We start from the raw sequence: 12,693 nt of genomic DNA, 5'->3' as shown, positions 1-12,693 counted from the left end.
GATTTCAGAGCATGATGAGCAGACGCGTCTTCGGCTTGAGTTTCCTATTCACCGAACGACTCTGTACGTACACCTCCAACTTGGGGTTGTTCCCCGCCTTCACGGATACGGTCCCCTGGACATCCGTACCGAACAAAAGGCTGCGCGCCGCGTCGCCGGTATAGGCGCGGTCGGTGTCCTTCTCTACCACTATGACTTCCTTGTTCTGCTGGACCTGAGCCCGGGCGCCCAGCTGGTAGTAACAGGAACCACGTTCGTAAGTCACGCCCGGATGAGAGTTGACGAAGGGGCGAATCTCGACCTCCTTGTCGACTTTGAGGAGCCTGTACTTGTCAGCCGGAATCGGTTCGAGGTTCGCCCGCACCTCGTCAACCGATATGTCCTGACCGACAGCGAACAGGTTCTTTGTGCCGCGCACTCCCTGCTCCCGGCCGCGGAGGAAGCTGGTGGCGGCGGCCCGCACGGTGCCGATCGCCTCCTCGACGCCCTTCTGGGAATCCGCATCCCAGATGGCGATGTTCCCGGCCGGAAAACCGTAGTTCTGGGCGGTGCGCTTGGCCAGCGAGTTCGGAACGAGGATCGCGGAAGTCCAGTGGCCCGGAAGCCCGCCCATCTTCGTCGCGATCTTGTCGAGCCAGGGGCCAAGGATGGCCATGTCGCCGTCGTGCCGCCTGTCGCCTCCGGAGGCGTTCTCCTCACCGTCCGTCACGACGATCTGGAGGAAGCTGTGCTCGCCGTACTCCTCCCAAATGTGGCCCAGGTCATCCAGGGACTTCAGAGAAGCCTCGATGAGGGCCGTAGCGCCATTGTTGACCTGGTACAGCCCCCGCATGGACGGCAGATGTTTCACGTCCATGTCCCAGACCAGGTTCTCCACCCTGTGGTCGAAGGAGTAGAGACTGATCCGTGTCTCATGGCCGAGGCTGTCAGACTCGGCCTTCAACCCCGCCACGAACTCGTCCACAACTCGAATGAGTTGACTCTGGTGCGGACGCATTGAACCCGAACAGTCCACTACCAGCGCGACGTGATTCACCTTGTGCTGGATCTTGTTTGCGGGCACGTTTGTGCTCCCCCTCCGAGGTTCCCCGAGTGATGTCTTCACCTTATGGGGAGGCACTGACAACGGCGTTTGACGCTCAATCACATGCCTGCATCCAGTGCTATGTCCGGCATCCAGGAGACGCCCGACGATCGTCCATGGCGGCTCGCCGGTCGCCGACCGTCGTGCGGCTTCCCTACCGTCAGGCCCGAGCGTCCGGAAGGCGGCACCGCCCCCGGCACGGCTCGAACCGCGCGCCGGCGACAGCAGAGATCAGGGTTTGGAGCCTCCGTTGAGTGGTGGACACGCTGATATTGGATCTGCTTGATCCGGAGGAGCCTTGAGAGCTGCCACCGCCTCATCGATGACCGCAAGAAGGTCCATGACTCCTCCGAGAGATCACAACGCGTAGCCCAGTACAGGAGCCCACCCGACCGGGAAACCGAGGCCCGGCCCTCGTCGAGCAGGTGGCGGCGAGGAGCGTACCTCCGGTTCGTCTTGTCAGCCTGTCGTCTTCTCCTGGAAGCCGCTCGCGCCGAAGAGAGCCGCGACATTGACGGGTGGCTCGCCCACGCCTTGGCCGCGCGCCCCGGACGCCGGCGTCGACCAGTTGGTGTTCGAGGCCCGGCTCGCCCCCGTGGCCCCGAGGCCGCTACCGACCTCGCCGCGTTCCTCGCCCGCGCCACCGAGGCGTCCGGTGCCGCGGGGGGCTCGGGATGAGTGAGCGCCAGGAGCACGAGGTCGTCGTCGCGGTCTGGGCATAGCACATCGACATCGGGCATTACTGCGAAGAGCTGTTCGCCGACGGGAGGGCCATCGCCTGGACCGAGCCCCCGTTCGGCGAGACGGTGCACCCCGGCGAGTGAGACCCTGACCGGCAAATGAGGGTTGGGCGTGTGCCATCGAAGTAATTGTCGGGGCCGCTGCCTGGAGGCACGCACGCCTTCGAGCGCGCTTGCTGAACCTGGAGCTGGTCGAGCTGGGCGGCGCCGGACGCAAGGATCGTGGCGTCCATGCCGGGCCGGGCGAGGGCTAGCTCGTCCAGCTGTGGGCCACGTCGACCACGACCCGGTCGTCCAACTGGATCACGCGGAACGGCAGTCGGGCGCGCACACCGAGAGCGACCTGCGTCTGGCCCTCGAAGGTGCCGCCGAAGCGGGTGTCGCGGAAAGTGCTGTACCCGCTGATGTTCACGCCAGGCAGGGGCTCGCCCACCTCGCCCGGATAGGTCGGCACGCCGGCCTCCAGGTCGTAGCTCCACGCGCCGACGCGGATGTCGAGGATCGCCCCGCCGGCGACCGGTATGTACTCGTTCGAGGGGTCGGCGTAGAACCGGTTCACGTACTGGACGTGGTAGCCGATCTGGGCGCCGCCGGGCACGTCGAACACGATGCGGTCGTAGCACTCATGCTGTCCGGTCCTGATGTCCTCCAGGTGATCGGCCCCCATGGCGGCACCACCCTTGGCGCCGCTGCCCCAGCCTGTCGGGCAGGCCGCTGCCACGCGCGAGCCCTCTGCCGGGGCCGCGCTCGCAGCGCTCGCCGCCGTCCCCAGCATTGCGCCCGCGGCCACGAGCGCCGCCACTGCCACTCTGATACCTCTACCTCGCATCGTGTCCCCCTGGTTGCGTAACTCTGACGCCCAGTGAGACGGCCCGCAGGACCGGAAGGTTGTACACCAGACGGGGCAAATGGGGAATCTTGCCGTCCGCCCAGGGCTTTGGCCGCAGCACGGGCGGCGAATTCCGGCCCGGGCTTGTCCCTCAGCGCATGTGGGACGGCAAGCCTTTGACGGGCCGTACCCGGGTAGCTTCGATCTTCCCTGAGGCCTGCTCGGCGGTGCCGAAGGGGAGGCCCAGGACGGTGCCGGCCCTGTCGAGCGAAACCGCGCAGTTGCACCGATTCGACCTCCTGCCGCGGCCTGTTCGCCGCGGCGTCCGCCGCCGTCACGGACAGCGCCGGGCCGGTACGGAAGCCGAGTCCGGCCATGGTGCGGCCGCACATCCTGGTCAGGGACCGGCGGTACACGCCACGGGGACAATCGACCTCAGCACTCTCCCGGGCCGCCACTATCGGGGCGAGACACCCGAGGGGTTCGCTGTCTCCTCCCATCGTGGCGGCTTACGTATGGCTTTTTGCTGAGTGCGTGACGTGACGGCTGCTCAGGAACCAGGGGGGCGGCGTGACAGAGGCTGCGAGCAGCGCAACGGCGAACCGCGCGCCCCGGCGTCGGGCACTTGTCCCGTCGTAAATGGTCTGGTTCGAAGCCGGCGCTAAAGACGCCTTCAAGAACCGGTGCGCCAACGCAGCGGTCGCGAAGGGGCGCAAGGTCCACGGCTTTGTCGTCGACGTCTTCCTGGTCCACCTCCTGAAGCTGCCGCCCCGGGGCTCGGCGAAGTTGCTGGCATGGTCGGTCGATTCGCCGGGTTGTCCGAGCTCGAGTGGTTCAGGATCGTCGGTTCGGTCGGGGTTGGCGTCGTCGTTTCGATGGTGACCGTGACACGGCAATGAGTGATACCGAGGCCGCTGTAGGCCAGATCCGCTGATACATCGTGCGAATCGGACCGGAAGACTTGAGACCGAGATGTCCGCTGTCATCCAGTCGAGGCGTTTGACAACGAATCCCGTCGCTTGGGCTTCCTTGCCGGCGAAGCCAGGCGTGCCCCACGACCTCGGCGTCCTCGACAGTTGGAGCCTCGCTTTCTGATCCCTCTTCGCCTCATCCGTCCGTCCCGCCACTGACGCCGCCGCGCCGGGAAGCCACCCTGGCGCGGCGACACTGCTCCACGCCGACACAGCGAACAACTGCGCGGGCGGGCGTGCGGTATCGCGGCATTCGCGGCATTTGCTGCGCTCGAGCAGACCCCCGAGTGATGCAGCGACAGAGAGTGGGGGAGTATCTGTTCAGCCACCGCCTGCCCGTGAGGGGTTGTCATGCGCTCTACCCACCGTGCTGCTTCGTCCGTCCTGCTCGCCGCCCTGTTCGTGGCGGGTTGCTCGCCCGACTCGCTCGGCGGCTTGTCCGAGTCTGCGAGCGGGACTCCGGCAGCGGGCCCATCGGGGACGGCCCCCGCCACTGGGGCAGTTGGGCGGGCGATAGCCGTTGGGGCCGGTCCGCAGAAGACGTACACGGTGCAGCAGCAGCCGGCCGCGGACTCCTGCCACTACCGGTACCTGAAGGGGGAACCGCTGGAGGACCCGAAGTGCACGCCCGGCGCCATCTCGCCGGCGGTCACGCAGGCGAACCTGGCGTCGACCATCTGCCGCAAGGGCGGCTACACCTCCGGTATCCGCCCGTCGACCTCCGTGACCGGCAAAGAGAAGAAACTGAATGCCGCCTCCTACGGTTTCACCGGCCGCATGGAGGACGCCGAGTACGACCATTTGATCAGCCTGCAGCTGGGCGGAGACCCCAACGACTACCGCAACTTGTGGGTCGAACCCGCCGACCCCGGCCATAGCAAGGGCTCCGGGGTCAACAACAAGAAGGACCCCGTGGAGACGAAGCTGCACACTGCGGTCTGCAAGGGCCAGGTCACCCTCGCAGCCGCGCAGCAGGCCATCGTCACCGACTGGACCACGGCCCTGACCACCCTCCACCTCGCCTGAAGGGGTGGATGGTTGTTGAACTGTCGCGTTGGTCGCCCTGGTCCACGATGAGAGGCCAATATTTTTCGGGCGCCGCCTCGGGCACCCGCTCCTCGGCTACCGCACCCTGAGAGCGGTCATGAGCAGGGAGGAGCTGTCCGGCGTAGACCTGGCCCGGCTGGCGCTGCGGACTGTGTTGGAGACGGCGCAGAAAATGCCCTTGGGTCTGTGATTCCTCCGGATGCGGGACGCCAATATCGCCGACTCCCGGCGCCCGACTCCCGGCGGCGCCGACGCAATGACCTTCTTCAGTGTTGCCGCTCCAGGGTGAGCATGACTTTGGCGATTGACGTCAGGCGGATGGCTTGTTGAGCAGGACCATCCGCGCCGGCTGCGTACGCTAAACTTGATCTTGAGCTGGTCGCCGCAACTCGGGGTGGCTGGTGGTGCGTTGGTGGTCCAAGGAAAGACGCCCCGCTTCCTGCGGGGAAATGCAGGTGCAAGGCCTGCCCGGCGCTCGATCACGGGGCCCGTCCGTACACCGGACGGGCCCTGTTCAGCAGTCGGCGTTCCCCACGCCGTCGCCAGCAGAGACAGCAACCGTGCGAGCAGTGAAGATGCCTTGCTCGCGGTGCCAGCGGAAGCCGATCATTCGCGCGGATGCCTCCATGAGGCTTCAGCCGGACGATCGTCCCCATGGGCGCTGTTGGTGAGGCCCGGGGACGCCGCCCCTCCGCAGCCACATGCAGATGAACCGTCAACTATCTCTGGATGTCCGGCCGTTGGCGCAGTGCGACGGGTGAACTGGGGCACCCGAGGCACCGGGAACGCGGTCAATTGAGAGAGTGTCTTTAAGCAACTCTTTGGGCTCCACTGCACCGAGTTCTTTTGGCTTCATGGGCAGGCTGGAGGGGGCGTGCGGGGAGGGGGTTCACGCCCCTGTAGCAAGGTGATTTGGCCCCACTTCGATCGGGTGGTTCCGCTGGCCGGGACGGGGGGGTGCCTCTATGTCCTTCGTCAAGGCCACGCCGTCGTTTTGAGGGCATTGATCGCGTTCATGCTGCGAGGGTGACGGCGGGGGTTCGGGGTTCGTAGAAGGTGCCGTCGCGGAGCATCGCGAACAGGACGCTGATGCGTTGGCGGGCGAGGCGGAGGAGGGCTTGGGTGTGGGTCTTTCCGCGGGCGCGTTGCTTGTCGTAGTAGGCGCGGGAGGCGGCATCGGCGTTCATGCAGGCGAAGGCGGAGAGGAACATGGCGCGTTTGAGCTGGCGGTTGCCGCCTCTGGGTGCGTGTTCGCCGTGGATCGAGGTGCCCGACGACTTGGTGGTGGGGGCGAGGCCGGCGTAGGAGGCGAGGTGGGCGGCGGTGGGGAAGCTGGTGCCGTCGCCGACGGTGACCAGCAGGACAGCGGCGGTCCTGACGCCGACGCCGGGCATCGACGTCAGGACCGGGGAAAGAGGGTGGGCCTCCAGCAGGGCGTTGATCTGGGCTTCCAGGGCCCGGCGCTGTTCGTGGACGGCGGCGAGCGAGCGGGCCAGGGAGGGCACGACGATGTCGAGGGTGCCGGTCCCCGGGACCACGACGGTCTGCTCGTCCAACGCCTCGAAGACGTCGTCGATCAGCCGCTGGGCCATGCGCGGGGCCTTGGGCCGGATGAGCTCGACGAGCCTGCGGCGGCCGGCTTTGCGCAGCGCGGCGGGGGAGCCGTAGCGCTCCAGCAGCCAGGTGACGGCCTGGTGGTCGAGGCGGGGGCCCAGGACGCGCTCCAGGCTGGGGTGGAACTGGGTGAGCAGGCCGCGTATCCGGTTGGAGGTGCGGGTGGCCTCGGCCGCGAGGTCCTGGTCAAAGCCCACCAGGACGGTCAGTTCGGCCGTGATCTCGTCGGTGAGTTCCAGCGAGCGCAGGGTGTGCGGCAGGGTGCGGGCCGCGTCTGCGATCACCGCCGCGTCGCGCGCGTCGGTCTTCGCCTCGCCCGGATACAGGTCGGCGATCCGGCGCATCGCCAGGCCGGGCAGGTAGGCGACCTGGCAGCCCGCGTCCCGGGCCACGGCCAGCGGGAGGGCGCCGATGGAGGCAGGCTGGTCCACGATCACCAGGACGGTGCCGAACTTCGCGGTCAGCTTGTCGAAGACGGCCCGCAGTCTCGGCTCGCTGTTGGGCAGCTGCTTGTCGAGGACCTTCTTCCCCGCCGGCGTGAGCCCGTGGCCGTGATGAGCACTCTTGCCGACGTCCAGGCCGAGGAACACGCCCACGTCTTCGGTGTCGAACATCGCGCCCCTCCAGGCGGGTTGAACGTGCCGGCCCCGGCGGTGGTGTCGTACGCGCGCATCCACGTTATGCAGACCTGCCGCCCGCGAGCTGTCCGGCATTGCGCCGGACCGGGCGGCGGCCGGACCTCTCATCAGCGTCTCCGACGGCACCTCCCGGGCCCGGTGACACCACCCCCCAGGTCATGCCTTCGACAGGGGGACACAGTCATGCCGGACCCGGAGGCCAGCGGCCCTCTTGCAGGACCGCGGAAAACATAACGGGGGGGGTCGGAGCAGCGCATTTAACTCCAACGAGGGCACGTCGCAGCAGGTGTTCGCCAATTGGTAGCGGCCAGTCGGGATTCCCCGCTGGCGGCCAGTTGGCGGGAGTTGCCTGGCCGCCACTGATCACTCCATGTGAGCGGGCCCGCGTCGGCTTGCCACGGTGGAGCCCTGGCCTCACCGGGCCGCGATGTGCGCCGCCCCGAACAGGCGCTTGGCCATGCCGAGGCGTTCATACGTGGTGATGGCCGGCGCGTTACCGGTGAGCACCATGAGCGCGGCGCGGCCGTGCTGCTTGACGAGGGCGTCCACGACGAAGCCGCACACGGCCCGCGCAAGACCGCGTCCGCGGGCGGCGGGGTGGGTGACCACCCCGCCCATGAACCCGCACCCGGCCGCGGACCATGCGTCCGCCGCCACCGCTAGCGGCTTCGTCCCGACGCTGCTGTCCACCTCGCCGACGACCCCGGCCCAGCGGCGCATGCCCGCGCGTCCCGGTTGCGCGTAGGAGTCAGGGAAGAAGCGGTCGAACAGTGAGGTCGTCTCCTTCTCCTCGCGGGCGTTCAGCCACCGCACGCCTGTGGCGGCTGCACCGGATGGGGACGTGGCCTCCATCCAGAAGAGGTTGTGGACCGGCGCCAGGTTGGGCAGCTGCCGCACCAGCGCATCGATCAAGGCAGCTTCCCCCAAGACTCGGTAGGACGGGCCGATCTCCTCCAGGATCCGCCGCACCAACACGGCCACGTCGGCGCCGTCGCCCTTGACCGCAAGCCGGTCCTGTTGAGGGTTCGGGCTCGCCACCGCCAGTGCCGCGCCGTGGCACCAGGCCCGTACCCCCGGCCCCAGGCCGTCACCGCCTTGTCCCTGGGCGGCCCAGACCGGATGTCCGTCGCCGGCCGCGGCCTGCTCGATATCGCTGAGCCGTGCAAGTTCCTCCATACGCCGTGCTTACCAGGCGTTCTTGGAGGCCCGCTGTGACCCAGCCCTCATCGATCACCGACTGTGATCACGTATCTGGCCGTATCTGGGGAATGTGAAGTGGCCGCCGACAGCCAAGTGGAGCCAGATCAACTTCTTACTCCGCGGCGCCACTTCAACCCCGTGCACTGGAGCCCAGACAAGTGCTTACAAACAGGCGGTCAGGACCCGGACTGCCTCGGTGATGTAGCGGTAGGGGGTGGTGGTGCCGATGCCGAACCCGACCGCGAGTTGGGCGTAGGGGTGACCCTTGCGCAGATGGGCCAGGGGGAGCAGAGCTTACCGACCGACGCTCAGGCGCCGCCATCGGGTGCCGATCTCCTGGCGGCGTCCGCACCCGCCGAAAAGAAGTCGATCGGGTTAAAGAAGTGGGTTAAATGTAAGGATAAACACTGGTAGTGTTCGGGGTGGGAGGTAGACAGACATGGCATCCGAGGAAGAGCTGTTTGCGAACATCGACGCTCTGCTGGAGGAGGAGCCGCAGCTTCCGCCTCCGGCGGAGCGCGCCCGTCTGCGTGAGGCCGCCGGCATCACGCAGGCCCGCCTCGCGACCGCGTTGAAGACGACGACGCAGACGGTCAAGAACTACGAGAACGGTCGTACGGAACCGAAGTCGCCGCGGCTGGAGGCGTACCAGCGGCTGCTGAACGGATGGGCGGCGAAGTACCCGGCCCACGCAACTCCCGCCGTCGCGCCCGCCCCGGCCCCTGCTCCCCTGTCGGAATCGGAGCCGGTTACTGAGGCGTTCACCGGCCCGGCCGCGCCCGAGACGCCCGCTGTGGTGGAGGCGGCTCCGGTCCAGGCGCCCGCCACCCCGGCTGCACCGGAGCGTCCCGCGCGCCCGGCGGCATCGCGCCGTCCGGCCGTGAGGAAGGCCGCCAGGCCTGTGGCCGATTCGCGGTTCCCGCACGGCCCGCTCGCGGTGCTGGACGGTGACGGTTCCGCGTACGGCACGGGCGGCATCGTGCTGGACTGCCCGGCGACCACGGTGGTGGAGCTGGTGGAGTGGACGCTGCGCGAGGCGGGCCTCGGTGCCGCGAAGCTCAACCGCTACGGCAAGGACTCCGACCCGCTGATCGTGCTCACCGCCGCGGCCGCCGTGAAGCTGGGGCTGCCGGAGCGCCTGGAGGGCCACGAGCAGCGCCGCTCCCTGCGCCTGCCCGGGGACCACCCGGTGGTCAAGCAGGTGGCGAAGGCGAAGTGGCAGCTGACGCAGCGCGGGTTCGGCCCGTGGGCGCGGATCTACCGCAAGGCGCAGGGGCGCGAGCGGCAGTGCGTGCAGCTCGCCATCCTGTCGTGGGACGCCCTCGATGAGCGGTCCTGGCCCGGCGTGATGGAGATGGAGCCGGCCGACATCGCCCGCGTCCTCGGTATGTACGCGACCCGGGTCATCACCCCGCGCGGGTCGACGGCCGTGTCCGGGCTGGAACTAATGACGGCGATGCGCCCGCCGACGAAGGCCGTGCAGGACCCGGAGACCGGGAACTGGGTGTCCGGCTACAACGCGGGCTCGCTGGGCACGGAGCCGATGGACCCGGCGCCGCCGGAGGCCACCCCGGAACACCCCGTCGTCGTGAACTCCGGCTGGACGGGCGGGTTCCTCAACGAGGAGGCGTACCAGTGGGTGCGCTCGGTGGAGTCGCTCAGCGATGAGGAGTGCATGCTGCCCTACGTGGTCGGCCTGGACCTCAACACCGCGTTCCTGGCCGCCGCGGCCCGCCTCACCGTGGGCCTGTCCGCCCCCGACCACTTCCACCATCCGATGTTCAACCCGAAGATCCCCGGCTCCTGGCTGGTCGACCTGTCCCACATCGCGCTGGACCAGCGCCTCCCGTCGCCGTTCACGCCGGACGGTACCCGGCCGACGGGACCTGCCTGGTACCAGACGCACACGGTCGCCTACGCCCAGGAGCTCGGCTACGACGTCCACCCGATCGAGGCGTACCTGCGCCGCGAGACCGGCGCGTACCTGGACCCCTGGCACGACCGCCTCAAGACCGCCTACGTCGACACCCTCGCCGACCTCGGCGTCACCAAGGACCTCTCCGACACCGAGTTCCTGGCGGCGATGGAGCAGCACAAGCAGGCCGACCCGGCGATGGCCGCCGTCCTCGCAGCCATCAAGGCAACCGTGAAGGGCGGCGTGGGCAAGCTCCGCGAGCGCCCCCAGGGCAAGCACTACACGGAAGGCGAGAGGTGGCCGGCCCTGGAACGCCCGACCTGGCGCCCCGACATCCGCGCCGCCGTCATCTCCAAGGCGCGGGTCAACATGCACCGCAAGCTCAACAACATGGTCAAGATGACGGGCCTGTACCCGCTCGCCGTTCTGTCCGACTGCGTCGTCTATCCGTCGCCGGGGGAGAGCCCGCTGGACTTCCTGCCGTACGCCGCCTCCGGCAAGCCGCAGCCCGGCGGGTTCCGTCTCGGACCGACGTCGGGCCTGGCGAAGCTTGAGGGCGTCCAGTCGATGCTGTGGGCGGTCGACCTGATGGAGAAGGGCCTCAACCCGGCCCGCCACATCAAGGGCGGCGACGCCGTCCTCGACGAAGGGGAGTGACCGGTGGGCGAGATCGACGACGCCATCGAACGGGCCGACCGGGAGTCCTTCACCCGCCAGCCGCCGAAGACCCTCAAGGGCCAGATCGGCTATCTGCTCAAGCAGTTCGGCAGCGCGAAGGCCGTCGCGCAGGAGCTCGGGGTCACCGCCGACTCCGTCAACCGCTACCGGCGTGGCGCCCGCAAGCACGCCCGCGCCGACGTCGCCGCGAAGATCGACGACGCGGTACGGCAACGGTGGCAGCCCCAAGTGCGCAAGCGCCGCCAGAAGCAGGCCGCGACGTCCGGCGGGATCACAGTGGAGACGAGGGCCCGGTTCGGATACACCGCGCCCGTCGGCACGACCGACGACGGACGGTTCAGGCGCCTGACCGTGCACCTCCCCCCGGCCTACGCGCAGCGCCTGTTCGACGCCCGCAACGCGGGAGCGAGCGACCAGCAGATGCGTGGAATCATCGCCGAAGGGTTTAAGGAAATCTATTTCCAGGACGGCGGAGGGCGCGCTACTGGGCTCTCGGACGTCGCTATCAACGACATTGATTACCTCGACCTGGATTACTGAAGGCGAGGCCGCAGCGCACCCTGATCGCCGTCTCCGCCCGCATCAACGCTGTCGCGGAACCGATCCCCGCCGCCTGGCCGCACTCGCCCACAGCGGGCCTCCTGGCCCTCGATGAGCCCGCGCGCTGCTCATCGAACACCTTCGCAAACGCGATGCTCACCGTCTCGGACAACCTGCTCGGCATCCGTGCTGGCGGAGGAGTCGGTGGCTTCCGCGAACGTGTACCCGAGGAAGGTCGCGCCGACCACGCGCAGCCCGGCCAGGTCCCCGCCACGCTTGCGCAGGCTCAGCCCGCGGATCCGCCACCCGTTCAAGCGGGTGGCGCCGGCCTCGACCCGGCGGTCGAGGCCGGCCAGCGGCTCGACCTGGACCACCCGCCCGCGGGCTGCGCCTCACGAGCGCAACCCAGCGCCAGCCGCCCGGTTCAGAAGGCGTGCGCCATCAGCTCCGCGAACAGCGCATGCTCGTCGACCTCGAGGCCCCGCGAGCGGAACCAGCCGCAGATGTTTGCGCAGTCGCGCTGGAGGAAGCCCATCCCATTCAGGTTGCCGACCAGGTCGACGATCTGCGGCAGGTCGATGATGACCAGCCGCTCGCCCGCCGCCAGGATGTTGTACGCCGAGAGGTCACCGTGCACGAAGCCGTTCTGCACCATCGTCGCGAGCGCATCGGTGAGCTGCTCGAAGTACGCAGCCAGTAGCTCGGGTGAGGGTCGAGTCTGGGCGAGCCGGGGCGCGGTCTCGACGGCGCCGTCCTCGTCGAAGACGGTGATCCACTCCATCAGGATCTCGGTGCCGTCGATCTGGACCGGGTAGGGAACCGGCAGCCCGAGGCCCCAGAGCCGCACCAGCGCACCCCACTCGGACACCGCCCACTCGCCGGCCGCGACCTGCCGGCCGAAGGTGCTCTTCCGCTTGAGGGCCCGCTCGTCACGTGAGCGCTTCATCGAGCGGCCCTCGGTGTAGGACGCGGCGCGGTGGAAGGCCCGGTGCTCGGGAGAGCGGTACCGCTTGGCCGCCATGATCACGCCGGCGGCGGGGTCGAGCGGGTCGGCGCGCTCGACGAGGTGGACGTCGGCCTCCTTGCCGGTCTTGAGGACGCCGAGCTCGGTGTCGATCGCGCCCTGCGAGGTCACCACCCAGTCCGGGAGCGGCTCGGGACCTCGGCAAAGGGGTTCGACGCTGAGCCAGGTAGACCAGCGCTGGCCGTCCTCGAGGTCGTCGTAGGGACGGAAGTCGAAGACGAACCGGTCGTCGACGTCGCCCAGGTCGTCCGGCGGCGGGACGTAGCGGTGGGCGTCCGTGCTGAAGTCGTCAGAAAATGCCGGGTGCTGAGGGTGCTGTGAAAGATCGTCGTGAGACATCGCTGGAGGTGCTCCATGAGGTGAGACAGAGGCGGTCTGCGGGCAGGCCGAGGACAGTCGTAGTCACGGTCGTG

The 12,693-nt window shown here is 68.4% G+C and carries 9 protein-coding genes and 1 pseudogene; 3 read left to right on the top strand and 7 right to left on the bottom strand.

Going from position 1 to position 12,693, the window contains the following annotated elements; all coding sequences use genetic code 11:
• Nucleotides 1-4: 4 nt before the first annotated feature.
• Entirely contained in the window at nucleotides 5-1,063 is a 1,059-nt protein-coding gene (locus OG734_RS01510; protein WP_330285627.1) for a vWA domain-containing protein, read from the bottom strand.
• 1,011 nt (nucleotides 1,064-2,074) lie between these two features.
• A complete protein-coding gene (locus OG734_RS01505; RefSeq protein ID WP_330285626.1) occupies nucleotides 2,075-2,653 on the bottom strand; it encodes an AMIN-like domain-containing (lipo)protein in 579 nt (192 codons plus the stop codon).
• 1,322 nt (nucleotides 2,654-3,975) lie between these two features.
• Here OG734_RS01505 and OG734_RS01500 point away from each other — a divergent pair.
• Nucleotides 3,976-4,650: a hypothetical protein gene (locus tag OG734_RS01500; RefSeq protein ID WP_330285625.1), complete on the top strand. Its 675-nt coding sequence runs from the start codon at nucleotides 3,976-3,978 to the stop codon at nucleotides 4,648-4,650.
• Nucleotides 4,651-5,684: 1,034 nt separating this feature from the next.
• Here the strand turns inward: OG734_RS01500 and OG734_RS01495 are convergent.
• From OG734_RS01495 to OG734_RS01485, 3 genes and pseudogenes are all read right to left on the bottom strand, one after another.
• Nucleotides 5,685-6,899 carry an IS110 family transposase gene (locus tag OG734_RS01495; RefSeq protein ID WP_330285624.1) on the bottom strand — a complete coding sequence of 405 codons (1,215 nt, stop codon included), beginning with the start codon at nucleotides 6,897-6,899 and terminating at the stop codon, nucleotides 5,685-5,687.
• 438 nt (nucleotides 6,900-7,337) lie between these two features.
• Complete coding sequence (locus tag OG734_RS01490; protein ID WP_330285623.1) at nucleotides 7,338-8,099, bottom strand: GNAT family N-acetyltransferase; 762 nt, start codon at nucleotides 8,097-8,099, stop codon at nucleotides 7,338-7,340.
• A gap of 195 nt (nucleotides 8,100-8,294) precedes the next feature.
• Nucleotides 8,295-8,468: pseudogene (locus OG734_RS01485) on the bottom strand (transposase family protein); the annotation flags it as partial.
• A 94-nt stretch (nucleotides 8,469-8,562) separates the two neighbouring features.
• Here OG734_RS01485 and tap point away from each other — a divergent pair.
• Nucleotides 8,563-10,695 (top strand): telomere-associated protein Tap, encoded by a 2,133-nt coding sequence (gene tap, locus OG734_RS01480; RefSeq protein ID WP_330285622.1) that lies wholly within the window; start codon nucleotides 8,563-8,565, stop codon nucleotides 10,693-10,695.
• A 3-nt stretch (nucleotides 10,696-10,698) separates the two neighbouring features.
• Nucleotides 10,699-11,256 carry a telomere-protecting terminal protein Tpg gene (gene tpg / locus OG734_RS01475; protein ID WP_330285621.1) on the top strand — a complete coding sequence of 186 codons (558 nt, stop codon included), beginning with the start codon at nucleotides 10,699-10,701 and terminating at the stop codon, nucleotides 11,254-11,256.
• Between the two features lie 128 nt (nucleotides 11,257-11,384).
• On the opposite strand, the gene OG734_RS01470 is transcribed toward tpg, so the two are convergent.
• Both OG734_RS01470 and OG734_RS01465 read right to left on the bottom strand, forming a co-directional pair.
• Nucleotides 11,385-11,630 carry a hypothetical protein gene (locus OG734_RS01470; protein ID WP_330285620.1) on the bottom strand — a complete coding sequence of 82 codons (246 nt, stop codon included), beginning with the start codon at nucleotides 11,628-11,630 and terminating at the stop codon, nucleotides 11,385-11,387.
• Between the two features lie 50 nt (nucleotides 11,631-11,680).
• Entirely contained in the window at nucleotides 11,681-12,619 is a 939-nt protein-coding gene (locus tag OG734_RS01465; RefSeq protein ID WP_330285619.1) for a serine protein kinase RIO, read from the bottom strand.
• Between the last annotated feature and the right edge of the window lie 74 nt (nucleotides 12,620-12,693).

The sequence above is a fragment of the Streptomyces sp. NBC_00576 genome, assembly GCF_036345175.1.
Lineage (GTDB): Bacteria > Actinomycetota > Actinomycetes > Streptomycetales > Streptomycetaceae > Streptomyces.
This window is presented reverse-complemented; position numbering and strand designations above follow the sequence as displayed.